At 64.0% G+C, this 25629-nt stretch carries 27 protein-coding genes; 10 read left to right on the forward strand and 17 right to left on the reverse strand.

Going from position 1 to position 25629, the window contains the following annotated elements; translation table 11 throughout:
* The 3 genes from OWC48_RS10915 to OWC48_RS10925 are packed head-to-tail and all read left to right on the forward strand — an operon-like array spanning position 1 to position 3933.
* Positions 1-1110 (forward strand): microcin C ABC transporter permease YejB, encoded by a 1110-nt coding sequence (locus OWC48_RS10915; RefSeq protein WP_028148358.1) that lies wholly within the window; start codon positions 1-3, stop codon positions 1108-1110.
* Entirely contained in the window at positions 1110-2288 is a 1179-nt protein-coding gene (locus OWC48_RS10920) for an ABC transporter permease (RefSeq protein WP_085401891.1), read from the forward strand. The genes OWC48_RS10915 and OWC48_RS10920 overlap by 1 nt, the downstream gene beginning before the upstream one ends.
* Before the next feature lie 7 nt (positions 2289-2295).
* Complete coding sequence (locus OWC48_RS10925) at positions 2296-3933, forward strand: ABC transporter ATP-binding protein (protein WP_282519986.1); 1638 nt, start codon at positions 2296-2298, stop codon at positions 3931-3933.
* A gap of 90 nt (positions 3934-4023) precedes the next feature.
* Here the strand turns inward: OWC48_RS10925 and OWC48_RS10930 are convergent, their stop codons facing one another.
* Together OWC48_RS10930 and OWC48_RS10935 are read right to left on the reverse strand one after the other, a co-directional pair.
* Positions 4024-4254, reverse strand: coding sequence for a hypothetical protein (locus OWC48_RS10930; RefSeq protein ID WP_282519987.1), 231 nt, complete (start codon positions 4252-4254; stop codon positions 4024-4026).
* Between the two features lie 37 nt (positions 4255-4291).
* A complete protein-coding gene (locus OWC48_RS10935; RefSeq protein ID WP_282519988.1) occupies positions 4292-4573 on the reverse strand; it encodes a hypothetical protein in 282 nt (93 codons plus the stop codon).
* A 289-nt stretch (positions 4574-4862) separates the two neighbouring features.
* On the opposite strand from OWC48_RS10935, the gene OWC48_RS10940 reads away from it, so the two are divergent.
* Positions 4863-5114 (forward strand): hypothetical protein, encoded by a 252-nt coding sequence (locus OWC48_RS10940; protein ID WP_282519989.1) that lies wholly within the window; start codon positions 4863-4865, stop codon positions 5112-5114.
* A gap of 111 nt (positions 5115-5225) precedes the next feature.
* On the opposite strand, the gene OWC48_RS10945 is transcribed toward OWC48_RS10940, so the two are convergent.
* Together OWC48_RS10945 and OWC48_RS10950 are read right to left on the reverse strand one after the other, a co-directional pair.
* A complete protein-coding gene (locus tag OWC48_RS10945; protein ID WP_282519990.1) occupies positions 5226-6080 on the reverse strand; it encodes a C40 family peptidase in 855 nt (284 codons plus the stop codon).
* Positions 6073-7446 carry a M17 family metallopeptidase gene (locus OWC48_RS10950; RefSeq protein ID WP_282519991.1) on the reverse strand — a complete coding sequence of 458 codons (1374 nt, stop codon included), beginning with the start codon at positions 7444-7446 and terminating at the stop codon, positions 6073-6075. The genes OWC48_RS10945 and OWC48_RS10950 overlap by 8 nt, the downstream gene beginning before the upstream one ends.
* A gap of 220 nt (positions 7447-7666) precedes the next feature.
* Here OWC48_RS10950 and OWC48_RS10955 point away from each other — a divergent pair, with 220 nt between their 5' ends.
* The 3 genes from OWC48_RS10955 (at position 7667) to OWC48_RS10965 (ending at position 10533) form a co-directional block, all read left to right on the forward strand.
* Positions 7667-7870: a hypothetical protein gene (locus OWC48_RS10955; RefSeq protein ID WP_018454690.1), complete on the forward strand. Its 204-nt coding sequence runs from the start codon at positions 7667-7669 to the stop codon at positions 7868-7870.
* A gap of 253 nt (positions 7871-8123) precedes the next feature.
* Positions 8124-9626 (forward strand): metallophosphoesterase, encoded by a 1503-nt coding sequence (locus OWC48_RS10960; RefSeq protein WP_282519992.1) that lies wholly within the window; start codon positions 8124-8126, stop codon positions 9624-9626.
* Positions 9627-9720: 94 nt separating this feature from the next.
* Complete coding sequence (locus OWC48_RS10965; RefSeq protein ID WP_282519993.1) at positions 9721-10533, forward strand: tetratricopeptide repeat protein; 813 nt, start codon at positions 9721-9723, stop codon at positions 10531-10533.
* A gap of 63 nt (positions 10534-10596) precedes the next feature.
* On the opposite strand, the gene OWC48_RS10970 is transcribed toward OWC48_RS10965, so the two are convergent.
* The 10 genes from OWC48_RS10970 to OWC48_RS11015 all read right to left on the reverse strand — a co-directional run bounded on the left by OWC48_RS10970 (position 10597) and on the right by OWC48_RS11015 (position 19514).
* On the reverse strand, positions 10597-11571 hold the full coding sequence (locus OWC48_RS10970; RefSeq protein ID WP_063980966.1) for a type II secretion system F family protein: 975 nt from the start codon (positions 11569-11571) through the stop codon (positions 10597-10599).
* A 9-nt stretch (positions 11572-11580) separates the two neighbouring features.
* Entirely contained in the window at positions 11581-12558 is a 978-nt protein-coding gene (locus tag OWC48_RS10975; RefSeq protein ID WP_028148367.1) for a type II secretion system F family protein, read from the reverse strand.
* Between the two features lie 16 nt (positions 12559-12574).
* Positions 12575-14038, reverse strand: a complete 1464-nt coding sequence (locus OWC48_RS10980; RefSeq protein WP_282519994.1) for a CpaF family protein — start codon at positions 14036-14038, stop codon at positions 12575-12577.
* A 21-nt stretch (positions 14039-14059) separates the two neighbouring features.
* Complete coding sequence (locus OWC48_RS10985) at positions 14060-15325, reverse strand: AAA family ATPase (RefSeq protein WP_282519995.1); 1266 nt, start codon at positions 15323-15325, stop codon at positions 14060-14062.
* Positions 15322-16056 (reverse strand): CpaD family pilus assembly protein, encoded by a 735-nt coding sequence (locus tag OWC48_RS10990; protein ID WP_282519996.1) that lies wholly within the window; start codon positions 16054-16056, stop codon positions 15322-15324. The genes OWC48_RS10985 and OWC48_RS10990 overlap by 4 nt, the downstream gene beginning before the upstream one ends.
* A gap of 20 nt (positions 16057-16076) precedes the next feature.
* The gene (locus tag OWC48_RS10995; RefSeq protein WP_282519997.1) at positions 16077-17552 is read right to left on the reverse strand and encodes a type II and III secretion system protein family protein; all 1476 of its coding nucleotides are present in this window, start codon (positions 17550-17552) and stop codon (positions 16077-16079) included.
* An 11-nt stretch (positions 17553-17563) separates the two neighbouring features.
* A complete protein-coding gene (gene cpaB, locus OWC48_RS11000; protein WP_282519998.1) occupies positions 17564-18358 on the reverse strand; it encodes a Flp pilus assembly protein CpaB in 795 nt (264 codons plus the stop codon).
* A 126-nt stretch (positions 18359-18484) separates the two neighbouring features.
* On the reverse strand, positions 18485-19009 hold the full coding sequence (locus OWC48_RS11005; protein WP_014498226.1) for a prepilin peptidase: 525 nt from the start codon (positions 19007-19009) through the stop codon (positions 18485-18487).
* A gap of 123 nt (positions 19010-19132) precedes the next feature.
* Positions 19133-19273: a hypothetical protein gene (locus tag OWC48_RS11010; protein ID WP_282520090.1), complete on the reverse strand. Its 141-nt coding sequence runs from the start codon at positions 19271-19273 to the stop codon at positions 19133-19135.
* A gap of 76 nt (positions 19274-19349) precedes the next feature.
* Positions 19350-19514: a Flp family type IVb pilin gene (locus tag OWC48_RS11015; protein ID WP_014498224.1), complete on the reverse strand. Its 165-nt coding sequence runs from the start codon at positions 19512-19514 to the stop codon at positions 19350-19352.
* A gap of 269 nt (positions 19515-19783) precedes the next feature.
* Between OWC48_RS11015 and OWC48_RS11020 the strand changes: the two genes are divergently transcribed.
* Both OWC48_RS11020 and OWC48_RS11025 read left to right on the forward strand, forming a co-directional pair.
* On the forward strand, positions 19784-20611 hold the full coding sequence (locus tag OWC48_RS11020) for a sterol desaturase family protein (RefSeq protein WP_014498223.1): 828 nt from the start codon (positions 19784-19786) through the stop codon (positions 20609-20611).
* A gap of 158 nt (positions 20612-20769) precedes the next feature.
* Positions 20770-21267, forward strand: a complete 498-nt coding sequence (locus OWC48_RS11025) for a pilus assembly protein N-terminal domain-containing protein (protein ID WP_063980973.1) — start codon at positions 20770-20772, stop codon at positions 21265-21267.
* A 164-nt stretch (positions 21268-21431) separates the two neighbouring features.
* Here the strand turns inward: OWC48_RS11025 and OWC48_RS11030 are convergent, their stop codons facing one another.
* The 3 genes from OWC48_RS11030 to OWC48_RS11040 all read right to left on the reverse strand — a co-directional run bounded on the left by OWC48_RS11030 (position 21432) and on the right by OWC48_RS11040 (position 23793).
* On the reverse strand, positions 21432-21644 hold the full coding sequence (locus OWC48_RS11030) for a cold-shock protein (protein WP_028148374.1): 213 nt from the start codon (positions 21642-21644) through the stop codon (positions 21432-21434).
* Between the two features lie 266 nt (positions 21645-21910).
* A complete protein-coding gene (gene infA, locus OWC48_RS11035; protein ID WP_008131890.1) occupies positions 21911-22198 on the reverse strand; it encodes a translation initiation factor IF-1 in 288 nt (95 codons plus the stop codon).
* Positions 22199-22221: 23 nt separating this feature from the next.
* The gene (locus OWC48_RS11040) at positions 22222-23793 is read right to left on the reverse strand and encodes a DEAD/DEAH box helicase (RefSeq protein ID WP_282519999.1); all 1572 of its coding nucleotides are present in this window, start codon (positions 23791-23793) and stop codon (positions 22222-22224) included.
* 507 nt (positions 23794-24300) lie between these two features.
* On the opposite strand from OWC48_RS11040, the gene urtA reads away from it, so the two are divergent.
* Positions 24301-25623, forward strand: a complete 1323-nt coding sequence (gene urtA, locus OWC48_RS11045; RefSeq protein WP_282520000.1) for an urea ABC transporter substrate-binding protein — start codon at positions 24301-24303, stop codon at positions 25621-25623.
* Positions 25624-25629 lie beyond the last annotated feature (6 nt).

Raw genomic sequence — 25629 nt, forward strand, 5'->3', positions numbered from 1 at the left:
ATGAGCGCCTATATCGCCCGCCGCATCCTCCTGATGATCCCGACCCTGCTCGGGATCCTCTTCGTCTCCTTCGTCGTCGTGCAATTCGCGCCGGGCGGGCCGGTCGAGCGCGTGATTGCGCAGCTCTCGGGCGCCGACACCGGCGGCAGCTCGCGCATCTCGGGCGGCGGTGATTTCGCTCAGCGCGCGCCGGGTCAGCTGGGCGCTGGTGGCGATGCCATCAATTCGAAATATCGCGGCGCGCAGGGGCTGGACCCTGACTTCATCAAGAAGCTGGAGAAGCAATTCGGCTTCGACAAGCCGGCCCCCGAGCGCTTCGCGCTGATGGTGTGGAATTTCGCCCGCTTCGATTTCGGCAACAGCTATTTCCGCGACGTCAGCGTGCTCCAGCTGATCAAGGAAAAGCTGCCGGTCTCGATCTCGCTCGGCATCTGGCTGACGCTTTTGACCTACCTGATCTCGATTCCGCTCGGCATCCGCAAGGCGGTCAAGGACGGAACGCGCTTCGATACCTGGACGTCGAGCGTGCTCGTGCTCGGCTACGCGATTCCCGGCTTCCTGTTCGCGATCCTCCTGATCATCCTGTTCGCCGGAGGCTCGTTCTTCAACTGGTTCCCATTGCGCGGACTGACGTCGGACGGCTGGTCGCAATTTCCCTGGTACTGGAAGATCATCGATTACTTCTGGCATTTGACGCTGCCGCTGATCGCCATGGGGCTCGGCGCGTTCACCACCATGACGTTCCTGACCAAGAACTCGTTCCTGGACGAGATCCGCAAGCAATACGTGATGACCGCGCGCGCGAAAGGTTGCAGCGAGAATCGGGTGCTCTATGGTCACGTCTTCCGCAACGCGATGCTGATCGTGATCGCGGGCTTTCCCAGCACCTTCATTCACGCATTCTTCTCGGGATCGCTTCTGATCGAGACCATCTTCTCGCTGGATGGGCTCGGACTGCTGAGTTTCGAGAGCGTTCTCAACCGCGACTATCCCGTGGTGTTCGGCACGCTCTTCATCTTTTCGCTCGTCGGCCTCGTGATCAACCTGATCTCTGACCTGACCTACATGTGGATCGATCCGCGGATCGATTTCGAGGCGCGGGAGGTCTGATGACACTGGCCGCCCCGACCCCGATCGAAACCACCGCAAAGTCGCCGCTCGGCGATGCCGTGCCGATCACGCGCAAGCCGTTCGTGCCATCGCCGCTCAACCGCCGGCGCTGGCAGAACTTTAGGGCGAACCGGCGCGGTTACTGGTCGTTCTGGATCTTCATGATCCTGTTCGTGGTGTCGCTGTTTGCCGAGCTGATCGCCAATGACCGGCCGTTCCTGATCAAGTATGACGGCCATCTCTACTGGCCGGCCTTCGTCACCTATTCCGAGACGACCTTCGGCGGCGACTTCGAGACGGCGGCCGACTACCGCGATCCCTATTTGCAGAAGCTGATCAAGGACAAGGGCGGCAGCATCGTCTGGCCGCTGATCCGCTATTCCTACGACACCCACAATCTTGATCTGCCGACGCCAGCCCCGTCACCGCCGACCTGGATGTTGACGGAGGCGCAGTGCAAGCCTGTCGTCGAGAAGAAGGGCCTCAAGAGCTGCCGCGACCTGGAATACAACTGGCTCGGCACCGACGATCAGGGCCGCGACGTGGTTGCGCGCCTGATCTACGGTTTCCGCATCTCGGTGCTGTTCGGCCTGTGCCTGACCATTGTCTCCTCGGTTGTCGGCATCGCCGCCGGTGCGGTGCAGGGCTATTTCGGCGGCTGGGTCGACCTGTTGTTCCAGCGCTTCATCGAGATATGGACTGCGATCCCTTCGCTTTACCTTCTGCTGATCCTCTCGTCGGTGCTCGTGCCCGGCTTCTTCGTGCTGCTCGGTATCCTGCTCCTGTTTTCCTGGGTGTCGCTGGTCGGGCTCGTGCGCGCGGAATTCCTGCGCGGGCGCAATTTCGAGTACATCCAGGCCGCGCGGGCGCTTGGCGTGTCGAACGCCGTGATCATGTTCAAGCATTTGCTGCCGAACGCGATGGTCGCGACGATGACGTTCCTTCCGTTCATCGTCTCCTCGTCGGTCATGACGCTCACGGCCCTCGATTTCCTCGGCTTCGGGCTGCCGCCCGGCTCGCCGTCGCTCGGCGAATTGCTGTCGCAGGGTAAGTCCAACGTGCAGGCGCCCTGGCTCGGTTTCTCCGGCTTCTTCTCGGTCGCGATCATGCTGTCGCTCTTGATCTTCATCGGCGAAGCCGTGCGCGATGCCTTCGATCCGCGCAAGACGTTCAAGTGAGGGCGTGATGGACGCGATCAACCAGCCCCTGCTTGCCGTCCGCGACCTCTCGGTAGCCTTCCACCAGGGCGGCGCCACGACGCTTGCGGTCGACAAGGTCTCGTTTCAGATCAAGCGCGGCGAATGCGTCGCGCTTGTCGGCGAGTCCGGCTCCGGCAAGTCGGTCAGCGCGCTCTCGATCCTGAAGCTCCTGCCCTATCCGAATGCCTCGCATCCCTCGGGCAGCATCCGCTTCAAGGGGCGGGAGCTGATCGACCAGTCGGAGCGTGAGATGCGGGAGATTCGCGGCAGCGACATCTCCATCATCTTCCAGGAACCGATGACCTCGCTCAATCCGCTGCACACGATCGAGGCGCAGATCGGCGAGATCATCCAGCTCCACAATCCGACCAGCAATGCCGAGGCGCGCAAGCGGACGCTGGAACTGCTGACGCAAGTCGGCATTCCCGAGCCCGAAACGCGGCTCAACAGCTATCCGCACCAGCTCTCCGGCGGCCAGCGTCAGCGCGTGATGATCGCCATGGCGCTCGCGAACGAGCCGGATCTGTTGATCGCGGACGAGCCCACCACAGCGCTCGACGTCACCGTGCAGGCACAGATCCTGGCGCTGCTCGCCGAGATCCGCGCGCGGCTCGGCATGAGCTTGCTCTTCATCACCCACGATCTCGGCATCGTGCGCCGCATCGCCGACCATGTCTGTGTCATGAAGGGCGGCGAGATTGTCGAGCAGGGGCCGGTCGAGCAGGTCTTCAGGACCCCGAACCATCCCTATACGCGCGACCTGCTCGCGGCGGAGCCGAAGCCCGATCCGGCGCCGCCGCAGCCGAGTGCACCGGTGGTGATGTCCGCCGATGATTTGAAGGTCTGGTTTCCGATCAAGCGCGGCTTGATGCGCAAGACGGTCGGCCACATCAAGGCGGTCGACGGCGTCAGCATTGCCGTGCGCAAGGGCGAGACGCTCGGCGTCGTCGGCGAGTCCGGCTCGGGCAAGACCACGCTCGGGCTGGCGCTGATGCGGCTGATCTCCTCGAACGGCCGCATCGTGTTCCTCGGCAAGGACATCCAGGGCCTGCGCTTCAAGGAGATGCGACCGTTCCGGCGCGACATGCAGATCGTGTTCCAGGATCCGTTCGGCTCGCTCAGCCCGCGCATGTCGGTCGCCGACATCGTCGCCGAGGGCCTCACCGTGCATCAGCCAGAGCTGTCGCGCGAGGAGCGCGAGGCGCGCGTCGTCAAGGCGCTCGAGGACGTCGGGCTGAAGGCGGACACCCGCTACCGCTATCCGCATGAATTCTCCGGTGGCCAGCGCCAGCGCATCAGCATCGCGCGGGCGGTGGTGCTGGAGCCGGATTTCGTCGTGCTGGACGAGCCGACCAGCGCACTCGACATGCTGATTCAAGCACAGATGGTCGATCTCTTGCGGGAGCTCCAGCGCAGGCGCGATCTCACCTACATGTTCATCTCTCACGATTTGCGCGTCGTTGCTTCGCTCGCCAGCCATCTCATCGTGATGCGCGGCGGCAAGGTGGTCGAGGAGGGACAGGCCGCCGAACTGTTCAAGAGCCCAAAGACCGATTACACGCGCGCGCTGTTCGCGGCGGCATTCCGGCTGGAGACGGCGGGGAACGGGGCGGTGGCGACCTGATTCCTCCGGGGCGCGAATTCCGGGGCGCGCGGTAGCGCGAACCCCGGGGACGCTTCTGCTTGCGGGCTTGCACCTGCCAGTCGCGTTGATCTATGCGGCGCGTTCCTTGTCTGACCGTTCCTCGACCGTGGTCGCTGTTTCTTCCAACCTCTTTTCGTAATTGCCCGCAAGCTTCTCAATACTATCGGCCCACATCCTCAATATTGAGACCTGAAAGTGGATCATCGGCTTCAAGGCATTCATGCCGATTGCTGTCGCTGCGGCGATGCGCCGTTGTGGGTCGTGTGCGAGATGGTTTGCAGTACCGGTCTTGTCTGCCATGGTGCTCGCTCCTTCGTTCTGGTGTTGTGGCCTAAAGTCACCTCTCGGGTTGTGAATTGCGTGCTTCCAAACACTCGGCCAAGATTTGATCTGCCGCGAGTCGGGCACATTGGTCGTCATGCAATTCATCCATTTTCTTCAAGTAGGCGACTGCGGCTATTTGCAAGAGATCGAAATCATCTTCGCCGGTATCGCGAAGATTGGCGATGTAGCGGTCGAGGGCGGCACGCCTGTTGTCATTCTCGCTGATGCCACTGTGGAGCAGCAAGTAGTTCCGCCAAGCGAACGCACACGCGCCTTCTCGGGCCTGAGAATTCATGGGCACCTCCCAAAGGCAGAGAAAGACTGACGACGTCTTTCGTTCCGCGAATCTCTCAGTTGTAACGTTGTTCCGTAGCTGCACCGCGAAGTGCCTATGAGCCGGCCGCGGGCTGCCCTTCGAATGACGGGTTGCATGAATGATCGCGCGTGTGTTCCCCGGAAAAATGAGCTTGGGGAACGTGCGAGACTTCCGGTTCTATCTGCGCTGGAGTGTCGCAGTCGGCTTCGCTCAAATATATCGATATCCACGATAATATCCGAACCGAGAGCTTACCGCGGAGGCGGTGATGGCTTCGAAGCTGTCTTCGGGCGTTGTTCCCTTGCTGCTGGTCGGAACAACGGCGCTTTTGATCGCAATTCGGCCACCCGTGTGGCTACTGCTGCTGCTTGGCTCCTTTGCATTGGCGGTGCTGTATATCGTCGCTAGAACAAGGTCGCGTTATGATCCGCTCGATCCACGCTTCGGCAGCTGCATCCCTCCGATTTCCAAGCCGAAGACCAGCGTCGACAATGTCCCCAAGCAACATGGCGACGTCTGACATGCATCAGATGCGGATCCGCTTCGGGCCCAAGATCGACATGCGGCCATATCGGTTTCAACGTGGCCTTCCGAAATCAAAGCGGACGCGACGAATTCACGAGTGCCCGCCCTAGAGCCGCTTGATCGCGGCGATTTCGCTGCCTGCCGCCTTGATCCGTGCGATCGCCGGCTCGGTCGCCTCGATCACGGCTGCCATGTGATGCGCGTTGGCGTGAACCATGGTGCTGCCATCGCGGACGATGGCGACATGGCCCTTCCAGAAAATGAGATCGCCGCGTTGCAGCTTGCTCCGCTCATGCGGCTCCAGCGCGCGGCCGAGCCCTGCCTGCTGCATGTCGCTGTCGCGCGGGCAGCCGATGCCCGCTGCTGTCAGCGAGATCTGCACGAGGCCGGAGCAATCGATGCCGAGGCTGCTCTTGCCGCCCCAGAGATAGGGCGTGCCGACGAAGCGTTCGGCGACCGCGACGAAGTCCGGCTCGCGATGATCGAGCGGGGCGAGATGGCCACTAGGCAGATATTGTCCGTCGCGCGTCACGGCGAAGCTGCGGTCCTCGCGCGCGACTGCGACCTTCGATCCCATGACGAGTGTGCCGGCCGGCGGCAGCTTGATCGAGGGACCGGGGAAGGCGAATGTCCGGAGCGCGCTCACCGTGTGGGTTGACGCGGCGGCCGGCTTCATCAGCGCTGCGTCGGGGAGCCAGCCGACATAACCATCGCCACCAAGCTGGCCCCAGGCCCAGCCCTCGCCGTTGCGGTCGTAGACCGTGACGCGCTCGCCGCGCAGCGCCTCCGTCATCAGCATCGCGTTCGACGACGGCTGCTCGCGCACGGGCGCGATCGCCTCGAACACCTCGAATTCCTCGCCCGTGACGAAGCGGTCGGCTTGCACCTCGCCTTCGAGGTATTTCGCGGCGATGTCGCCCCGCGCCGGCGTTAGCCTTGGATCGTGTCCTGGATCATGCATAGCGCTCGCTCAGCAATGCGTAGATGGCGCGCGCGGCCTGGCATTCGCCGCCTTCGGGCCGCGCCGGCTTTGCCGACGGGGTCCAGCCGTAAATATCGACATGCAGCCAGCTTTTCGCCTGCTCGACGAACCGTTGCAGGAACAGCGCGCAGGTGATCGAGCCGGCAAAGCCGCCGGACGGTGCGTTGGTGATGGTGGCGGTCTTGGAGTCCAGCCACGCATCGTAAGGCGGCCACAGCGGCATGCGCCACAACGGATCGTTCTCCTTCGCCGCGCACCGCGCGACGTCGGCGGCCAGCGTCTCATCATTGGTGTAAAAGGGCGGTAAATCCGGCCCCAGCGCGACGCGCGCCGCGCCGGTCAGCGTGCCCAGATCGATCAGAAGGTCCGGCTTTTCCTCGTCGGCCAGCGCCAGCGCGTCGGCGAGCACGAGCCGGCCCTCAGCGTCAGTGTTGCCGATCTCGACCGTGATGCCCTTGCGCGAGGTGAAGATGTCGAGCGGCCGGAAGGCATTGCTGGAGACGGCATTTTCGACCGCCGGAATCAGCACGCGCAGGCGGACCTTGAGCTTCGCATCCATCACCATGCGCGCGAGCGCCAGCACGTTGGCGGCGCCGCCCATGTCCTTCTTCATGATCAACATGCCGCTCGACGGCTTGAGGTCGAGTCCGCCGGTGTCGAAACAGACGCCCTTGCCGACCAGCGTCACCTTGGGATCATCAGGATCGCCCCAGCCGATGTCGATCAGGCGCGGCGCGCGGTCCGAGGCCATGCCGACGGCGTGGATCAGTGGAAATTTCGTCCTCAGATCCTCGCCGATGGTGCAGGCAAAGCTCGCACCGAATTCCGTGGCGAGCGCTTGCGCGGCCGCGGCCAGCTCCTCCGGCCCCATGTCGTTGGACGGCGTGTTGATGAGGTCGCGCGCCAGCATCGCGGCGTCCGCCACACGATTGATCTCGGCCGCGTCGACGCCATCGGGCGGCACCAGCCGGACGGCGGGGCGGTCAGCCTTGCGGTAGCGGGCGAAGCGGTAGCTGCCGAGTGCAAAGGCAAGCGATGCCAGCCGCGCATCGTGCGGTGCATTGGCAAATCGATAGATGCCCGGCGGCAGCAGGCTGGGCAGGGCGCCCGGCCGGAACAGGTCGCGTGATCTCGCGCCCTCGTCCTCCAGTCCGAACAGCACTTGCGCGATCGCGCCGTCCGGCGCGGGCAGCGCGAGATAGCCGCCCGGCTTGGCGGCAAAGGCGCTGGCGGTGGCGAACCGGCGCTGCACCGGCGGCAATTTCTCGGCGACCTGATCCCAGCTCGACTTGGTGACGAAGGTGATCGGGATGGCGGTGGGCGATGTCTCGAAGACAGAAGGCATTGGCGGGTCCGGATCGTCTGATCAAGCAGGTCATGCGAACGGACGAGACTTCGCAGAGTTTCGCCGCGGCTGCAATCGGCTTTGCTGTCACCGTTCAGCGACCCGCTACTCGCCGCAAGGGGCCCATGCTAGGTTCCGGCAACGGCCGCCGGATCGACTGGGAAAACTGTGCAGGAGATGACCGGCCACCGAAGACGAGGCCTGCCGGGAGGAAACTGCAATGGAATTTGTGTGGAGCGTGGTCACATTCATCGGCCAGGCCGTCGAGGCGATCTTTGGTTATGTCGAGCATCATCACTGGATATTTGCGTTCCTTGCCGGCGGTTACGTCTTCTATCTCCACGACCGCTCCGTCCACGCGCGGTTCGATGCGCTCGACAAGCGCATCGACGAAATCCGCAAGCGGCTTGCCATCGAATATTGATCGGGTCAGCGAAACCATCGCCGGGCGGATCTCGTATCCATGCTGAGAACTGCCGTTCACGAGAGCGCGGCCGCGGGGCTTTACTAGCGCCGCGGTTGTGGCATTATTGACGAATATTTTAGATTGTGTCGTGCGGTTCTGCTGGCATCGAGCGCAACAACGCGGCGGCTCGGCTTGATATCCGGCCAAACCTGTTCGTCGAAAGCATTCTTCTCATCGTTTGGGCGCAGCATTCGCAAATGAGCGGCGCAAAATGGATAGAGCGTTCGTTATTGCGCAGATTTCCGACCTGCATCTGGATGGGTCAGGCCGGCTGCTGGCGACGATCGAGGCGCTCAGTGCCGCAATCCGCAAGGCGATGGCGGACTTCGCGGACGTTCCAGATCGCATTCTGCTGATCACAGGCGATCTCGTGGACGACCCGACGCCGCGCGCCCTGGACGAAGCGCTCGCCGTCATCGCGTCCTTCCGGCAGACCGGACTGTTCACCGACATCCAGGCGGTCGCGGGCAATCACGACGTCAAGCGCCCGAGCCAGCGCGCGGGCCGCCACGACGTCTATGATTATTTGCATCTGCCGCGGAGCTCGAAGAGCGTCTATTACCGCCAGGCTGGCCTCGATCTGGTGCTGCTCGACTCCAACCGCGCGAGCCTCTCAACGCTCGCGAGCGGCAATATCGACGAGAGCGCCTACAGCGCGCTTGTCGCGGATTCCGCCCGGCTGAGCGTCGAGCTCGCAGGCAGCATGGGATCCGTGGGACGCGCCGACTATGCCGAGCCGGCGGAAAACCTGGTGCGCGTGCTGGCGTTGCATCATCATCCGCTGCCGCAGGCGACCGGCGAAGGAAAGCGGTTTCTCGGCGTCCCCGACGAACCGCTGATGTATCTCGCGGCGCCCGCAACCTTCCTCGAAGCGGCGACGTCGCTCAACGTCAATCTGGTCCTGCACGGACACCGGCATGTCGAGGGGCTCACCCGTTACTCGATCCCGGATCCGCGGGCCACGCGCAGCGCGAGCGGCGAAGCCTTCTGGCGTACGATCTACGTGCTCTCCTGCCCGTCCTCGACCGGGCAGGCCGGTGACGATGCCGGATTCAACATCATTCATTTTGGCGCATCGTCCCGGGCCGGCCGCACGGAGCACCAGTTCGCGATCACGCGCTATTCGCGGCCGCGCAACGACGGCACCTTCGGGCTGCTCGACTCGAACCTGCCGGACGGCGTCATCAGGTTGCCGGCAGGACGGGATTTTTCCCGCGATCCCGCCGTCCAGTCGGCCATCGAGATCGCCTCATGTGCGATGTTGAAGCGTGATCAAGTTGCCGCACAGGCCCGGCGGCTCCTGATGCGCCGCGCTTTCTACGCCGACGGCGAGGTGGACTGGCCGAGCGCGCTCCACGCCTATCTCGTCACGTCATGGGCCTGGGCCGATATCGCGGGCAAGTTCGCGAGATCGGAGCGCAGGGATGACGCCGAGGCGCTGGCCGCGGTGAAGTTGCTGCTGCGCCGCCTGGTCGAGCACTGCGCCGACGTGCTCGGCATTGACGACGTTCAGCTCGACGAGCTCCTTGCGAAGCGGCTGGTCAACCGCAACGACTTCCGGCGCGAATGGCCCGGGATGCCGAGCCCGGGCGTCGATGTTGCTCAGGCGCGGCGCCGGCTGCAATTGCTGTTGCACGACCTGAACGAGCCGGTGAAGGTGCTCGGTCTCGATCTCGCCCTCGGTGGCGAGCCGCCGCCGCAGACACCGCCGTGAGGGGCAGCCAGGCTGACGTTAACCGGCCGTTAGGGTTAACAGTCTATTGCTGGCGCGTTCGGCTCGATCAATCGGCTCGTGAGTCAAAAGCGTCATGCGTCAACGGTTCAGTCTTGCCCGGCTTCTCGCGTCCACTTCGCTGGTGGCGGCAGTGGCCATGGGCCTCGGCGGCTGCACCGCCATGTCGAAACTCTCCGACGTCACCGGCTCTGTCGGACCGCGGACGGAAGCCGCCCCCGCCGATCCCGCGCGCACCGTCGAGGTCTATGGCGAGCGCTACCGTGCCAATCCCAAGGACGCCGACGCGGCGCTCGGCTACGGCCAGGCCTTGCGCGCCAACGGCCAGCGCGCCCAGGCCGCCGCCGTGCTCGAGCAGGCGACCATCGCCAATCCCGGCAATAAGGCGCTGCTCGCGCAGTATGGCCGCGCGCTCGCCGACAATGGCAATTTTCAGCAGGCCTTCGACGTGCTGTCGAAGGCGCACTCGCCCGACAATCCGGACTGGCGCCTATTGTCGGTGCAGGGCACCGCGCTCGATCAGATGGGCCGCCACGACGAAGCGCGCTCCTATTATGCGAGCGCGCTGAGGATCGCGCCGGGTGATCCCGGCGTGCTCTCCAATCTCGGCCTGTCCTACATGTTGTCGAAGGACCTGCCGAAGGCCGAAGAGACGTTGCGGCAGGCCTACGCCTCGCCGCGTGCCAGTACCCGGGTGCGGCAGAATCTCGGCCTCGTCGTCGGTCTCCAGGGCCGCTTCGCCGAAGCCGAGACGATCGTGAAGGCCGACCTGCCGCCGGACCAGGCCGCGGCCAATGTCGCTTACCTGAAGGAAATGCTGAGCCGCAGCGACGCTCCGCGCGGCGCGCCGAAGCGGACGCCGATCGCCTCGCTCAGCCAGCCCGGCTGATCAGAACCTGATCTTGCAATCCTGAAGCTGGCGGCGGACCGCGCGCGGTCCGCGTCTTAACCGTCAGTGCAGCTCGCTGATCTTGATGCCGGTCGGTCCGAGAATGACGACGAACAGCACCGGCAGGAAGAACAGGATCATCGGCACCGTCAACTTCGGCGGCAGCGCGGCGGCCTTCTTCTCGGCCTCGTTCATGCGCATGTCGCGGTTTTCCTGCGCCATGACGCGCAAGGAATGCCCGAGCGGGGTGCCGTAGCGCTCCGCCTGCTGAAGCGCGAGACACACCGACTTGACACCCTCGAGCCCGGTGCGCCGCGCCAGGTTCTCATAGGCGACCTTGCGATCCTGCAAATAGGACAGCTCGGCCGTGGTCAGGGTGAACTCCTCGGACAGCGCGATCGACTGGCCCACGATTTCGGTGGCGACCTTGCGGAACGCCATTTCGACCGACATGCCGGACTCGATGCAGATCAGCAGCAGGTCGAGTGCGTCGGGGAAGGCGCGCTTGATCGATAGCTGGCGCTTGGAAATCGCATTCTTGAGGAACAGCATGGGCGCCTGAAGGCCGAGATAGGCCGCGCCGATGCAGATGCCGATCTTGATCGGCATCGACTGCTGCATATGCGCGATCAGGAACACGTAGATGATCGAGCCGACGAACAGCACGAGCGGAGCCACCATGCGGGCGAAGAGGAAGGTGATGTAGGGCGCCTGGCCGCGATAGCCCGCCATGATGAGCTTGTCGCGCGCGGCTTCCTGCGCGAGCCATTTGGTGAGGTTGAAGTCCTCGACGACTCGGGAGACGACCTGCTTCGGCGTTTGGCGCAGCGAGACCTTCTCGCTCTTGTTGAGACGCTCGCGCTCGCGCTGGCGGATGCGTTCGCGCTCGCTCGCCACCGCCTTCATGCGCTTGGCGAGGCCTTCGCCGGCGAAAAGCGGCATCACCAGCGTATACACGGTGGCGCTGGCGGCGATGGCCGCCAGCAGCATGGTCATGAAGCGGACATCATGCAGTTTCGAAACGAGGAATTCGACCATACGGCACCGTCAGAAATCGAAATTGATCATCTTCTTCATCACCATGATGCCGATCGACATCCAGACGACGCAGCCGACCAGCATGAGCTGGCCGGTCGGATGGGTCCAAAGCAGCGAGATGTAGTGCGGAGTCGTGAGATACACGAGGAACATCACGATCGGCGGCAGCGAACCGATGATGCCGGCCGAGGCCTTGGCCTCCATCGACATCGCCTGGATCTTTTCCTTCATCTTCTTGCGGTCGCGCAGCACCTTGGAGAGGTTGCCGAGCGCTTCGGAGAGGTTGCCGCCGGATTTTTGCTGGATCGAGATGACGATGCCGAAGAAGTTGGCTTCCGGCAGCGGCATGCGCTCGTAGAGACGCGAGCAGGCCTCGCCGAGCGGCATGCCGATCGCCTGGGTCTCGATGATGGCCAGGAACTCGCTGCGCAGCGGCTCAGGCGAGTCGGCGGCGACGACCTTGATCGATTCGAACAGTGGCAGGCCCGCCTTGATGCCGCGAACGATCACGTCGACCGCATCGGGCAGCGCCGCCAGGAATTTGTTTTCGCGTCGCTTCTTCAGGAAGCCCAGCGCCCAGCGTGGCAGGCCGAAGCCGCCGGCGAAGGCAAGACCGGCGGCGCCAAGCAGGCCGCCGCCGACGAACAGGGCGATCGCGAACAGCACTCCCGCCACGACGGCGGACACGATCCAGAATTTCTGTGGCGTCCAGTCGAGCCCTGCCTGCGACAGGCGAACACCGAGCGGGACGCTCTTCTCCTGCTGGCGCCGCGCCTCGAGATCCTTGAGCGACGTCTCGACCTGCTCGCGGCGCGACCGCTGGCTCTTTTCGGTCTGCTTGGCCGCGGGCGCATCGGCGCGCGCGATCGAGGCGCGGCGGTTTTCCGCCTTCCGCTCTCCGGACAGGAGCGGATAAAGAAACACCCAGGCGATGCCGCCGACGGCGGCAGTGGCGAGGAAGGCGAGGGCAAGGACCTGCATGTTCATGGCTGCGCCGATCTGCTCATGTCTTCGGCGCGACTTCCGCCGCATCGAGCGCGGCGGCAAGGCGCTTCTCGTCGCCGTAATAGCGCGCACGCTCCCAGAATTTCGGGCGGCCGATGCCGGTCGAGCGGTGCCGGCCGATGATCTTGCCGTTGGCGTCCTCGCCGACCATGTCGTAGAGGAAGATGTCCTGGGTGATGATGGTGTCGCCTTCCATGCCCATCACCTCGGTGATGTGCGTGATGCGGCGCGAGCCGTCGCGCAGGCGCGCGGCCTGGACGATGACGTCGATCGAAGCGCAGATCATCTCGCGGATGGTGCGCGAGGGCAGTGAGAAGCCGCCCATCGTGATCATGGATTCGCAGCGCGACAGCGCTTCGCGCGGGTTGTTGGCGTGGAGCGTGCCCATCGAGCCGTCATGGCCGGTGTTCATGGCCTGGAGCAGGTCGAACGCCTCGGGTCCGCGGACTTCGCCGACGATGATGCGTTCGGGGCGCATACGCAGGCAGTTGCGCACCAGTTCGCGCATGGTGACCTGGCCTTCGCCCTCGATGTTGGGTGGACGGGTTTCGAGTCGCACCACGTGCGGCTGCTGGAGCTGGAGCTCGGCCGCGTCCTCGCAGGTGATGATGCGCTCGTCGTGCTCGATGTAGTTGGTCAGGCAGTTGAGCAGCGTGGTCTTGCCGGAGCCGGTGCCGCCGGAGATCAGCACGTTGCAGCGGACGCGGCCGATGATCTGGAGGATTTCCGCGCCCTCCGGCGAGATCGCGCCGAACCTGACCAGCTGATCCAGCGTCAGCTTGTCCTTCTTGAATTTTCGGATGGTGAGCGTGGGCCCGTCGATCGACAGCGGCGGCACGATGGCGTTGACGCGGGAGCCGTCGGCGAGGCGCGCGTCGCAGATCGGCGAGGATTCGTCGACGCGCCGGCCGACCTGGCTGACGATGCGCTGGCAGATGTTGAGGAGCTGCTGGTTGTCGCGGAAGCGGATGCCGGTGCGCTGGATCTTGCCGGCGACCTCGATGTAGACGGTGTCGGCGCCGTTGACCATGATGTCGGCGATATCGTCGCGCGACAGCAGAGGCTCCAGCGGACCGTAGCCGAGAACGTCGTTGCAGATATCGTCGAGCAGCTCTTCCTGCTCGGCGATCGACATCACGATGTTCTTGATCGCGATGATCTCGTTGACGATGTCGCGGATTTCCTCGCGCGCGGACTCGGAGTCGAGCTTGGCGAGCTGGGCGAGGTCGATGGCCTCGATCAGCGCACCGAAGATCGTCGCCTTGACCTCGTAGTAATTGTCCGAGCGACGGGATTCCATGGCCGGCGCCGGCCGGGCGGGGGCAAGCGGCGGCGAGGCGACGGCCGGCGGGGGCGGCGCGCGCGACACCGCGGGCGCCGGAGCCTGGGCAGGCTCTGGCGCCACGGCGCCGGGCTTGGGAGCCCGAGTATCGGTGTCTGTTCCGCTACGCTTACCGAACACTTAACAACTCCATGCGGCGGCTTATTTTCCCCGCAACTTATCAATCAGGGGTGAAAGCAGGGACGACTTTTGCTTCTTCGTCTCGCTGCGGCCGGTCAGGCGCTGGGCGATCTGAAGGAACATCTCGATCGACTTGTGGTTGGCGGAGATCTCCGCGATCATCTGGCCGTTGTTGGCCGCCGAGCCGAAGATCTGCGGTTCGAACGGGATCGAGACGACCGGCGGGCTCTCGATCGCCTTGGCGAACTCGGCGGCGGCAATTTCGGGCCGTTTCGGGACGCCGACCTGGTTCAGGCAGTAGAGCGGGGGCCGGTCGTTGGGCCGCGAGGCCTTCAGCAGATCGAACAGGTTCTTGGTGTTGCGCAGATTGGCGAGATCAGGCGCTGCCACGATCAGGATGTCGTCCGCCCCGATCAGGGCGCGCTTGGTCCAGCCCGACCATTGATGCGGAACGTCGAGAACGATGCACGGCATGGTGGAGCGCAGCGTGTCGAACACGGCATCGAAGGCGTCGGTGCCGAAATCATAGACCCGGTCGAGCGTCGCCGGCGCCGCCAGCAGACTGAGATGGTCGGTGCATTTCGACAGCAGGCGGTCGATGAAGGCGGTGTCGACGCGATCCGGCGAGAACACGGCATCCGCAATACCTTGCGGCGGGTCCTGGTTGTAGTCGAGCCCAGCGGTGCCGAAGGCGAGGTCGAGATCGGCGACGACCGAGTCCATTGCGAGGTCGCGCGCGATCGCCCAGGCGACGTTGTGGGAGATGGTGGACGCGCCGACGCCGCCCTTGGCGCCGACCACGGCAATGATGCGGCCGACCGCCTTGGCTTCGGGCGCCGAGAACAGGTTGCAGATCGAGCGCACGACGTCGATCGCGCCGACCGGCGCGAGCACGTAGTCGCTGACGCCGCGGCGCACCAGCTCGCGGTAGAGCGTGACGTCGTTGATGCGGCCGATCACGACCACGCGGGTGCCGGCGTCGCAGACCGTGGCGAGATGGTCGAGGCCGGTCAGAAGATCGTTGCGGCCGTCGCTCTCGAGCACGATCACGTTCGGCGTCGGCGCCGAGCGGTAGGCTTCGATCGCGGCCGCCATGCCGCCCATCTGGATCTTCAGATGGGCCTTGCCGAGACGACGGTCTTCGCCGGCCGACTGCACCGCGGCAGCGGTCTCGACGGTCTCGCAGAAAGCCTGGACCGACACGCGCGGCGAGGGAGCAATATGCTCCTCGACCGGCGTCGGCGCCTCGGGCTGCTCTTCTTGAGTCTGGCGAGCGTAGCTGATCATTTGCCGGTGTCGCTGAGTTTGGCCTTGTCGGCCTCAGGATAGATGGTCGTCGTCGTCGTTCCCTTGCGATACTTCTCGAAGGCCGTGGTGCGACGCGCCGTATAGGACGGCGTTTCAGTCCGCGGCTGCTCGAGGTCCGACGGATTGTCGATCATCGCCGCCATGTTGCGCTGATAGGCGCAGCCGTAATTGTAATAGTCCTTGTTCTCGAACCAGCTCTTGTTCTTCATCGAGGGGCCGATGTCGTCGGGCCACAGGCCACAGGGACCGGCGACCGCGGCGATCTTGGAATAAGTGAGCCGGATCGGCGGCAGGAAGCGCCTGTCTTCCGGCTGGTAGGGGCGAATGTTGACGCCGCGCGGCGGAACCCCCGCGCCCGCCAGCATCGCCTGGATCTCGCGCACCGTCTCCGCGACCGGACGTGCGTTGGGCGTGCCGGACGGCACGTCGATGCGGATGGCGCCGGTACCTTCGTGCAGCCAGGCCGAGGCGACGCCCATCACGTCGGCGCGCTGGGCGGCGGTCAATCCGCCGCGGGCGTGGCCGACGAAGACGACGATCGAGCGGTTCTGCTCCTCGATCGCGATCGGGTGGCGCTGCTTGTAATCGTCGGGGATGGAGGCCGTGACCGCTTCGTTGTGCTGGCAGCCGCCGAGGGCGAGCGCCATGCCGACGAGCGCGCCACCGAAACGGATGGCGCGTTTGCGAATCTGGGGTGGTGCTGTGATCATCGTGAAATCCCCGTTCCGCCTCAGTCGGTAATGAAGCCGTAGGTGCCGCGGTAGTTCTTGGCCGGTTCGGTCCGGCCGGGCACGCCGTAGATGCGGTTGATATTGCCGATCAGCTCGGCCTGCGGATCCGCGGGCGCGGCGAAGCCGTCATCCGGCCGCGACAGGTCCTTTGGCGACGTCGCGCGAACGACATAAGGTGTCACGATCACCACCAGCTCGGTCGAGTTGTTGACGAAGTCACGGCTGCGGAACAGCGTGCCGAGGATCGGGAGCTGCATCAGTCCCGGCAATCCGTTGACCGCCTGCTTGGTCTGCTGCTGGATCAGACCGGCCATGGCCATCGCGCCGCCGGAGGGAATTTCCAGCGAGGTTTCGGCGCGGCGGGTCTTGATCGAGGGCACGGTCAGCGAGTTCACCGAGTTCGAGGTCACGGCCTGCGACAGCGTGATCGAATTTTCGTTCGACAGTTCCGAGACCTCGGTCATCACGCGCAGGCTGATCTTGCCCTCGCTCAGCACGATCGGGGTGAAGTTGAGCGAGATACCGAACTTCTTGAAGCTGATCTGGGTGGTACAGACATGCGTGGTGGGATCGCACGCATAGCCCGCCGGTACCGGGAATTCGCCGCCGGCGATGAAGGTCGCGGACTCACCGGAGATCGCGGTCAGGTTCGGTTCGGCCAGCGTCCGGATCACGCCGGCGCTCTCCATCGCGCGCAGGGTGGCCTGCACCGACGGCGTCGCGCCGAACTTCGTGGTCAGAGCGTTGCCGTCCACCAGATTCTTGCCGAGAGCCGTGAAGGGGTTGGAGTTGGTGAAGCTCACCACCGAGGTGCCGTAGTTCAGGTTCGCGGTGAGATCGATGCCAAGCTGCTTGATGATGGTGCGCGCGACTTCGGCGACGGTCACCTTCAGCATGACCTGGTCGCGGCCGCGGACCACGATCGAGTTCACCACCTTTTCGGCGCCGCCGGCGAGGCGCGCGGCGAGATCATTGGCCTGCTGCGCTTCCAGCGGGTTCGCCGCCGAGCCGGTCAGGACGACACCGTCGCCGAGGCCGTCGATCTGGATGTCGGAATTGGGCAGGACCTGCTTGAGCGCGGCGCGCAGGCCGTTGAGGTCGCGCTTGACCGCGATGTCATAGGCCGCGATCTGCTGGCCGGCGGAATCGAAGAACACGATGTTGGTCTGGCCGACCGAGGCACCGATGATGTAGGCGCGCTGCGACGAGCGGACCACCGCATTGGCGATCTTGGGATCGGCGACGAGCACGTCCTTGATGTCGCGCGGCAGGTCGATCACGATCGACTTGCCGACGCCGAGCGAGAGGAAGCGCGCGTTCAACTGGCCATCGGCCCCGACCTGCGCCACGGGACGGTAGTCGGCGGCGATCGCCGGGGTGAGCACCGGGTTGAGCGTCAGCGCAAAGGCGGCCGAAAACGACAGGGCGCGGACCATCGAGGTTCGCATCGTCGCCAAATCTGCCCTGCATTTCATATCGACAGTCCTCATCGTGCCTTCGCCGTCGCGCTTGGGATGCCGTAGCGAATGATCGAAACGCCATCGCGCTTCGCGGAATCATCGAGCGTGATCTCGCTCATCTTGACGTCGGCGATGCTGCGCAGCGCCAGCGACAGCGTGCCGCTCTGCCGGGCCGCGGAGAGCGTCGCCGTCTGCGCGGGATTGAGCTCGAGCGTGACGGTCTTGCCCACCACGGTGTTCTGGCCGTCCTTTTCCTTCGGCGCCTGGTCGATGGCCAGCACGCGGACATTGGCCAGGATGATCTCGGACGTGACGATGTCCTGGGCGCCGGAGCTCTGGTCGGCGTTCTTGAGGCGGCGTGTCAGAAGCACGTCGACGCGGTCGTTGGGCAGGATGAAGCCGCCCGCGCCGGTCTCCGGCGAGATCTCGGTCGAGATCGCGCGCATGCCGGTCGGCAGGATCGCCGCCATGAAGCCGGAGCCCTCGGCCCTGACCAGCTTCTGGTCGCGGATCGGCTCACCCTGGATGAAGGGCGCGCGGGCGATCGAGCCGATGACCTGGGTTGCGCCCTCGGGGCGTTCGTTGCGGCGGATGAAGGTGGCGCTGGCGGTTGCAGCCGGCCAGGTCTGCCATTGCACGTCTTCCGGCTTCACGGTCTGGCCGAGGCCGATGTCGTTCTTGGCGACCAGGACGTCGACGGTCGGAAGCTGTGCGACCGGAGCCGCCGGTGGCGGCGCAGAGTCCGAGCCGCTCGCCAGGTACGCGGCGACACCGCCGGCGCAGATGGCGACCGTCAGGACGACAATGCGTGCCCTATTCATACGCTTCACTTTCCACAAAACGCCGCGACGCAGCCGCCGCCGTCATCGGCAGTTGACCAGCTATTCGTCAAAGCATGGTTAATGAGGCGTATCTAAATCGGCTTAACGCCGGCTTACCCGGTGCGTTCAGCGCAGTGCGAGGTGAGCGAGGTCGATCGCCTTCACCCATTCGGTCTCCGGATAGACCATCAGCGCGCCGAGCGTGAGCGCGATGCCGTAAGGAATGCCGCTCTCCTTGTCGTGCAGCCGTGCCAACCAGGCCTGGCCCGCCAGCCCGTAAGGCAATGGCCATTGCCGGAACTGGAGCAGGAGCAGCGTCAGGGCTCCGCCGAACAGCGAAGCGTAGAGCAGGAAATCCATCAATTGCGCGAAGCCGAACCAGAGCGCGACCGAAGCCGCGACCTTGGCGTCGCCGCCGCCCATCCAGCCCATCGCAAAGCAGCCGAAGGCCACGACGAGGAGCAGTGCGCCGGCGCCGACATGGCTCAGCATCTCGTAAGGTGCCATGCCACCGGCGAACGCGAGCACGAAGAAGCCCGCGATCAGCGCCAGCGACACGCGGTTCGAGATGGTCATCGTGAAGAGATCGCTCGCGGCGGCGAAGGCCATCAGGGCCGGGAAGAGCAGAAGGCGCGCAAGGTCGAGGATCATGGGCGGCGTCTTGAGCTTGGGTTCATCGCGGGATCGGAGTGTCGCCGCATGCTAGCCGGCAGTGCTAAACAAACCGACAACGGCGGCAGCGGCGCTGCGCGCAGGAACCTGCCGGAGGCGCACTCACCAGATGCTGGCAATGCGCGCGGCGAGGACGGCCGTCGCGAGCAGCAGCGCAAGGCAAACCCAGTACGCCGGCGAAGAGGCCTCGGCCGCCTCCGCCTCGCTCGCCGCAACCGCGGCTTCGGTTCTGTACTCGCGCAACGCCACTGGAACTCGCCGCATTCAGAAAAACAAAGGCCCCGGAGGTCCGGGGCTTTTGCCGTCGTTGGTCGGTCGCTTACTTCAGCGAGGAGCTGATCGAGCCGAACTTGGTGTTCAGCGAGCTGCCGAGGTTGTTGACGACGGTGATGATGGCCAGTGCGATGCCGGCGGCAATCAGGCCGTATTCGATGGCGGTGGCGCCGGATTCATCCTTCGCGAAACGCGCAATCAGGTTCTTCATGAACTAAACTCCGTCTGGGGTGTGATCGCCTCGTTCGGCGCTGTGCTTGACGCGCTAAACATGAGAGCCGAGCTCTTTCGGTAGAGTTAATTCGATCGGGCAAACCCGCTTCCCGCCCGATGCTTTTGCCCAGAGTGAATTTGGCCTTAAGGACGCAATCGAAATTCTTCCTGTTCCAAATGCGCCTCAAGCGCGCCGTGGACTTCACCCTCCCTTAAATTTCGCGGAGTAGGCATAAGCGGGATCAGAAGTCCGGAAGAGAGGCGATGATGTCGAGCCTGCCCATGCAAGTCGCCTTGATGCTCGGCGAGACCATCCAGAAGATGGTCCCCGTCACCTTCGTGCTCGCAGCGGTCTTCACCGTGCTCGAGCATTTCTGGGCCTGCAATCCCGGCGCGCCGTGGTGGCGCAAGCGCGAGATCCTCACCGACATCTGCTACTGGTTCTTCGTTCCGGTGTTCGCCCGCACCATGCGGATCGGACTCCTGATCGTCGGTGCCGGTGCCGTCTTCAACATCCACGACGCCGACGACCTGATCGCCTTCTACGACAATGGCCATGGCCCGCTGGCGCAGTTGCCGCTGTGGGTGCAGGCGATACTGTTCCTGGTGCTGTCTGACTTCATGCTGTACTGGCTGCACCGGCTGTTCCACGACGGCGGATTCTGGAAGTACCACGCCATTCATCATTCGTCGGAGGAGATCGGGTGGATTTCCGCGGCCCGCTTCCATCCCGTCAATCTCATGCTCGGGACGATCGGCGTCGACGTCGTGTTGCTGATGGCCGGCATCTCCCCGAACGTCATGATCTGGCTCGGTCCGTTCACCACCTTCCATTCGGCCTTCGTGCACGCCAACCTGAACTGGACCTTCGGACCGTTCAAATATGTGCTGGCGACGCCGGTGTTCCACCGCTGGCACCACACCGCGCTCGAAGAGGGCGGTGACACCAATTTTGCCGGGACGTTTCCGATCTGGGACGTGCTGTTCGGCACCTTCCGCATGCCGGAGGGAAAACTGCCACAGGACTACGGCAAGGACGAAGCGACCATGCCGAAGGAGATCGGGGGTCAGCTCGCCTATCCGTTCCGCCAGTAACGGACCTCCTGAGGCAGCAAAACGCCCAGTCCGTTCAAACAATAGTCGGCGAGTTTGCGGAACGTTCACGAATTAAGGGCAGGTTAGCCGGGTCGGGCACCGGCTCCGCTGTGTATCGAATCGCTTCTGCCGGTTTGTGACGTCCCGGGGGTAAGAGTATGCGTAAAGAGTTGCTGCGCCGTCATGCGCGCGTTTGTCTTCTGGTTGCGGCTGCGGTGCTGGCATCGCCGGCCGCCAGCCTTGCCGAGGCGACCGCCGACACCATCGCCGTCAATGTCGACCAGGCCAAGCTGGTCCGGCTGCCCGGCAAGGTGGCGACCATCGTGGTCGGCAATCCCCTGATCGCCGACGTCACGCTCCAGCCAGGCGGCATGATCGTCGTGACCGGGAAGGGCTACGGTGCCACCAATTTCATCGCGCTGGACCGGGGCGGTGAGATCCTGGTCGACCGTCAGATCCAGGTCGAAGGTCCGAGCGACCGGCTCGTCACCGTCTATCGCGGGGTCGAGCGCGAGTCCTACAGCTGCATGCCGCTGTGCCAGCGTCGCGTGACGCTCGGCGACAGCGACAACTACTTCAACAACACGATGAGCCAGGCAGGTTCGTTGAGCAACAACGCCAGCGGCAACGCCGGCGCTGCCGCCAAAACGAACTAGCAAGACCGACGCGTTGTCCAGTTGCGTCCATGACAGCGCGGATGCGGCCGGTACGACCTGTTGAGTCCATCCGCTCTGTCGGACATGAAAAAAGGCCGTGCGTTGCGCACGGCCTTTTCCTTTTGCTTGCTCGCTAGAGCCGTCCGGGCCGAAGGCCCGTGGGCTCAACCGGCGGCGCGGAGGTTGTCCGCTGCCGACTTGCCGGAACGACGGTCGGCGACGATCTCGTAAGAGACCTTCTGACCTTCACGCAGCGTGCCGAGACCGGCGCGCTCGACGGCGCTGATGTGTACGAAGACATCCTGGCCGCCATCGTCGGGCTGGATGAAGCCAAAGCCCTTGGTCGCGTTAAACCACTTCACGGTTCCCATGCTCACGGGGTAGTTCCTTCTCAGATGTGCAGTGTCGAAGCCTACTTTCGCAGGCGGGTTAGATCGAGTTTCTGGAAGGGTCGTCAGCGTGTCTGAACCGGCTGTACCGGTGGATGCCAATGTCGTCCGGCCGAAAATCGATGAGTGATTTTATTGGAATTAAGGCACCAAAACAATCCTGACGTGCACGATTTTTTGATCCGCCGCGTTCGACACGGCGGATCAGCATACAGGTCAGAATTTACCTCCGCAGCCGAGATGCTGGAAGCGGATCAACGGCGGCGGAACTGGCCACCGCGCTGTCCGGGACGGGGAGGCCCGCCCACGCCACTCGGACGTTCGTCCTTGTGGCGGAAAATCAGCCGGCCCTTCTCGAGGTCGTAGGGCGACATTTCCACGGTCACGCGGTCACCCGCCAGCGTCTTGATGCGGTTCTTCTTCATCTTGCCGGCGGTGTAGGCGACGATCTCGTGCCCGGCGTCGAGCTGCACGCGGTAGCGCGCGTCGGGGAGGATTTCGGTGACCAGTCCTTCGAACTGGATCAGCTCTTCCTTAGCCATGAATTTCTCCAGGTCGTGGACGGCTAGTGCGAATAGGGTTTGCGGGTCGGTTGGCCCATCGGCCGACTCTCGCGGCGTAAAAAGGCCACGCCTTGTATCCCATCGGGCTTGCCGGCGCTATGCGCGGAACGCTGTTCCGGACGGTCGGTTGGGGAAGAATGCGTCTTACCACCGGACCGGTGGCGGCGAGACCCCTTCGAGACCTTCTGGCTACCACCGGGACGTCCGTCAACATGCCGTCCGTCACCGTGCCGACCTTCGCCGGGCCGTCCGTCGCCCTGCTTGGCGGCGCTATGGTGGCGTCCGTCGGCATGCCTTTCGTCGGTGCGTCGTCCGTCAGTGTGACGTCCCTCACCATGCCTTGCGCCTTGCGGGCGCTGGCCCGGGCGGCCCGGCCGGCCCTGTCGTTGCTGCGGCGGGGGCGGACCCGCATCGCGGCGCCCGGCGTCGGTGCGGAGATCCTCGCGCGGCAGCGCCACCTTGATCAATCGCTCGATGTCGCGGAGATAGCTCAGTTCCTCGCCGCCGGCGACCAGCGAGATCGCGGTACCGTCGGCACCGGCACGCGCGGTGCGGCCGATGCGGTGCACATAGGTCTCGGGCACGTTCGGCAGGTCGAAATTGATGACGTGGCTGATGCCGTCGACATCGATACCGCGAGCGGCGATGTCGGTGGCGACCAGGGTGCGGATCTCGCCGGAACGGAACTGGGCGAGCGTCCGCTCGCGATGGTTCTGCGACTTGTTGCCATGGATGGCGCTGGCGGCGATGCCAGCCTTCTCGAGTGTCTTCACGACCTTGTCGGCACCATGCTTGGTGCGGGTGAAGACCAGCGCGCGATTGACCGGCTCGTCCTTCAGGAGCCTGGTCAGGAAGGCGGGCTTGGCGGAGAAATCGACCTGGATGATGCGTTGGTTGATCCGCTCGGCGGTCGAGGACACCGGGGTGACCGCAACGCGGGCGGGGTCCCGCAGCATCGCGTCGGCGAGCTCGGCGATGTCCTTCGGCATGGTGGCCGAGAAGAACAGCGTCTGCCGCTTGATCGGCAGCTTGGCGACGATTTTGCGGATGTCGTTGATGAAGCCCATGTCGAGCATGCGGTCGGCCTCGTCGAGCACGAGGAATTCGACGCTTCCAAGCTTCAGTCCGTTGCTCTGCACGAGGTCGAGCAGCCGGCCGGGGGTCGCCACCAAAACCTCGAGGCCAGGCATCAGCGCGCGAACCTGGCGGCCCATCGGCACGCCGCCGATGGCGAGTGTCGAGGACAGCCGGATGTGGCGGCCGTAGGCGTTGAAGCTGTCGAGGATCTGGCCGGACAGCTCGCGGGTGGGTGAGAGCACCAGCACGCGACAGGTCTTCGGCTGCGGCTTGATGCGGTTCTCGAGCAGGCGGTGCAGGATCGGCAGCGCGAAGGACGCGGTCTTGCCGGTGCCGGTCTGGGCGATGCCGACGACGTCGCGGCCGGTCAGCGCCGTGGGAATCGTCTGGGCCTGGATGGGGGTGGGGGTGACGTAATTCTCTTCGGCGAGAGCACGCGCGATGGGTTCGGCAAGGCCGAAGTCCTGAAAGGAAGTCAAAAGATGGGTTCTTTCCATGTCGAAAGCGAGCGCCCGGCGCAATCAGCGGGGCACGCGCAATAAGGGTGTCGAATAGACACCTGCGTGTTTGGGGTGTCGGATGGCTTGATGGGATGGGGCAAGCCAGAGGCCCGGAAAGGGCTTAAGAACACGCGGCTCGCTACGACCCCTTGATTCGCAAGAGGTCTCGAACCTCCATATGGAACATTCAGGGGGCGGTTTCAAGGCAACGCGGCCTCAAACCGTGATTGCAGTGCAGAAATAGTTATGCCAGAAATTTAGACAGTGTCATTGTTTTGCTTAAAAAATATCCTGTCTGCCGCATTAGCATACATTTTATTTGCCCAAGATTTGAGCAATTGGACTGCGGCGAAAGTTGGATTGCAGCAAAATTATCTAGCCTGACCAATAGGTTGGCATGTGCCCAGCCCATGGCATGGTTCTTGCGATTCCATTAATCGCAGGCGGCCGTGGGGCCGTTTCGCAGCGTCTTTTTCACGTCTGCGTCAGGGAGATGATACATCCATGCTTAACAAATCCACTCACGATATAGCGGCGTCATTTAGCCGCCGTGGCGTTCTCGCCGCGACCGCCGGACTGATGATGGGTCTGGCTTCATTGACCGGCGCCAAGGCCGCGGACGACACCATCAAGGTCGGCGTCCTTCATTCTCTCTCCGGCACCATGGCCATCAGCGAAACCACGCTGAAGGACACCATCCTCTTCCTGATCGACGAGCAGAACAAGAAGGGCGGCGTGAACGGCAAGAAGCTCGAGGCCGTCGTCGTCGATCCCGCTTCGAACTGGCCGCTGTTCGCAGAAAAGGCGCGCGAGCTGATCACCAAGGACAAGGTTGCGGTCGTATTCGGCTGCTGGACCTCGGTGTCGCGCAAATCGGTGCTCCCGGTGTTCAAGGAGCTGAACAGCATCCTGTTCTACCCCGTGCAGTACGAGGGCGAGGAGAGCGAGCGCAACGTGTTCTACACGGGTGCTGCGCCGAACCAGCAGGCGATCCCCGCCGTCGACTATCTGATGAAGGACGAGAAGGTGAAGCGCTGGGTGCTCGCGGGCACCGACTACGTCTATCCGCGCACCACCAACAAGATCCTGGAGGCCTACCTGAAGTCGAAGGGTGTCGCCCAGGAAGACATCATGATCAACTACACGCCGTTCGGTCATTCCGACTGGCAGACGATCGTGGCCGACATCAAGAAGTTCGGCTCGGCCGGCAAGAAGACCGCGGTGGTCTCGACCATCAACGGCGACGCCAACGTCCCCTTCTACAAGGAGCTCGGCAACCAGGGCATCAAGGCCAAGGACATCCCGGTGGTCGCGTTCTCGGTGGGTGAGGAAGAGCTCGCCGGTATCGACACCAAGCCGCTGGTCGGCCATCTCGCCGCCTGGAACTACTTCGAGTCGATCAAGAACCCGGCGAACGAGAAGTTCATCAAGGACTGGCAGACCTACACCAAGAACCCGAAGCGCGTGACTAACGATCCGATGGAAGCGCACGTGATCGGCTTCAACATGTGGGTGAAGGCCGTCGAGAAGGTGAAGTCGACCGATCCGGACAAGGTGATCGACGCGCTCCCCGGCATCGAGGCGCCGAACCTGACCGGCGGCGTGTCGAAGATGCTGCCGAACCACCACATCACCAAGCCGGTGTTCATCGGCGAGATCAAGGGTAACGGCCAGTTCGACGTGGTCTGGAAGACCCCGAGCCTCGTTGCCGGCGACGCCTGGTCGAAGGAGCTCGAGGGCTCCAAGGACCTGGTCGGCGACTGGGTCGGCAAGAAGTGCGGCAACTTCAACACCAAGACCAACAAGTGCCTCGGCTCAGGCTCCTGATCCGGA

The sequence above is a fragment of the Bradyrhizobium sp. Arg816 genome, from assembly GCF_029989365.1.
Classification (GTDB): Bacteria; Pseudomonadota; Alphaproteobacteria; order Rhizobiales; family Xanthobacteraceae; genus Bradyrhizobium.

What these genes read in the sequence shown, in the direction of transcription:
- cpaB (WP_282519998.1), bottom strand. Translation starts at nt 18,358, where the DNA reads ATGAATAGGGCACGCATTGTCGTCCTGACGGTCGCCATCTGCGCCGGC.
- OWC48_RS10925 (WP_282519986.1), top strand. Translation starts at nt 2,296, where the DNA reads ATGGACGCGATCAACCAGCCCCTGCTTGCCGTCCGCGACCTCTCGGTA.
- OWC48_RS10915 (WP_028148358.1), top strand. Translation starts at nt 1, where the DNA reads ATGAGCGCCTATATCGCCCGCCGCATCCTCCTGATGATCCCGACCCTG.
- infA (WP_008131890.1), bottom strand. Translation starts at nt 22,198, where the DNA reads ATGGCTAAGGAAGAGCTGATCCAGTTCGAAGGACTGGTCACCGAAATC.
- OWC48_RS10935 (WP_282519988.1), bottom strand. Translation starts at nt 4,573, where the DNA reads ATGAATTCTCAGGCCCGAGAAGGCGCGTGTGCGTTCGCTTGGCGGAAC.
- OWC48_RS10960 (WP_282519992.1), top strand. Translation starts at nt 8,124, where the DNA reads ATGGATAGAGCGTTCGTTATTGCGCAGATTTCCGACCTGCATCTGGAT.
- OWC48_RS10930 (WP_282519987.1), bottom strand. Translation starts at nt 4,254, where the DNA reads ATGGCAGACAAGACCGGTACTGCAAACCATCTCGCACACGACCCACAA.
- OWC48_RS11040 (WP_282519999.1), bottom strand. Translation starts at nt 23,793, where the DNA reads ATGGAAAGAACCCATCTTTTGACTTCCTTTCAGGACTTCGGCCTTGCC.
- OWC48_RS10990 (WP_282519996.1), bottom strand. Translation starts at nt 16,056, where the DNA reads ATGATCACAGCACCACCCCAGATTCGCAAACGCGCCATCCGTTTCGGT.
- OWC48_RS10955 (WP_018454690.1), top strand. Translation starts at nt 7,667, where the DNA reads ATGGAATTTGTGTGGAGCGTGGTCACATTCATCGGCCAGGCCGTCGAG.
- urtA (WP_282520000.1), top strand. Translation starts at nt 24,301, where the DNA reads ATGCTTAACAAATCCACTCACGATATAGCGGCGTCATTTAGCCGCCGT.
- OWC48_RS11025 (WP_063980973.1), top strand. Translation starts at nt 20,770, where the DNA reads ATGCGTAAAGAGTTGCTGCGCCGTCATGCGCGCGTTTGTCTTCTGGTT.
- OWC48_RS10965 (WP_282519993.1), top strand. Translation starts at nt 9,721, where the DNA reads ATGCGTCAACGGTTCAGTCTTGCCCGGCTTCTCGCGTCCACTTCGCTG.
- OWC48_RS10920 (WP_085401891.1), top strand. Translation starts at nt 1,110, where the DNA reads ATGACACTGGCCGCCCCGACCCCGATCGAAACCACCGCAAAGTCGCCG.
- OWC48_RS10950 (WP_282519991.1), bottom strand. Translation starts at nt 7,446, where the DNA reads ATGCCTTCTGTCTTCGAGACATCGCCCACCGCCATCCCGATCACCTTC.
- OWC48_RS10995 (WP_282519997.1), bottom strand. Translation starts at nt 17,552, where the DNA reads ATGAAATGCAGGGCAGATTTGGCGACGATGCGAACCTCGATGGTCCGC.
- OWC48_RS10970 (WP_063980966.1), bottom strand. Translation starts at nt 11,571, where the DNA reads ATGGTCGAATTCCTCGTTTCGAAACTGCATGATGTCCGCTTCATGACC.
- OWC48_RS10940 (WP_282519989.1), top strand. Translation starts at nt 4,863, where the DNA reads ATGGCTTCGAAGCTGTCTTCGGGCGTTGTTCCCTTGCTGCTGGTCGGA.
- OWC48_RS10975 (WP_028148367.1), bottom strand. Translation starts at nt 12,558, where the DNA reads ATGAACATGCAGGTCCTTGCCCTCGCCTTCCTCGCCACTGCCGCCGTC.
- OWC48_RS10945 (WP_282519990.1), bottom strand. Translation starts at nt 6,080, where the DNA reads ATGCATGATCCAGGACACGATCCAAGGCTAACGCCGGCGCGGGGCGAC.
- OWC48_RS11005 (WP_014498226.1), bottom strand. Translation starts at nt 19,009, where the DNA reads ATGATCCTCGACCTTGCGCGCCTTCTGCTCTTCCCGGCCCTGATGGCC.
- OWC48_RS11020 (WP_014498223.1), top strand. Translation starts at nt 19,784, where the DNA reads ATGTCGAGCCTGCCCATGCAAGTCGCCTTGATGCTCGGCGAGACCATC.
- OWC48_RS10985 (WP_282519995.1), bottom strand. Translation starts at nt 15,325, where the DNA reads ATGATCAGCTACGCTCGCCAGACTCAAGAAGAGCAGCCCGAGGCGCCG.
- OWC48_RS11015 (WP_014498224.1), bottom strand. Translation starts at nt 19,514, where the DNA reads ATGAAGAACCTGATTGCGCGTTTCGCGAAGGATGAATCCGGCGCCACC.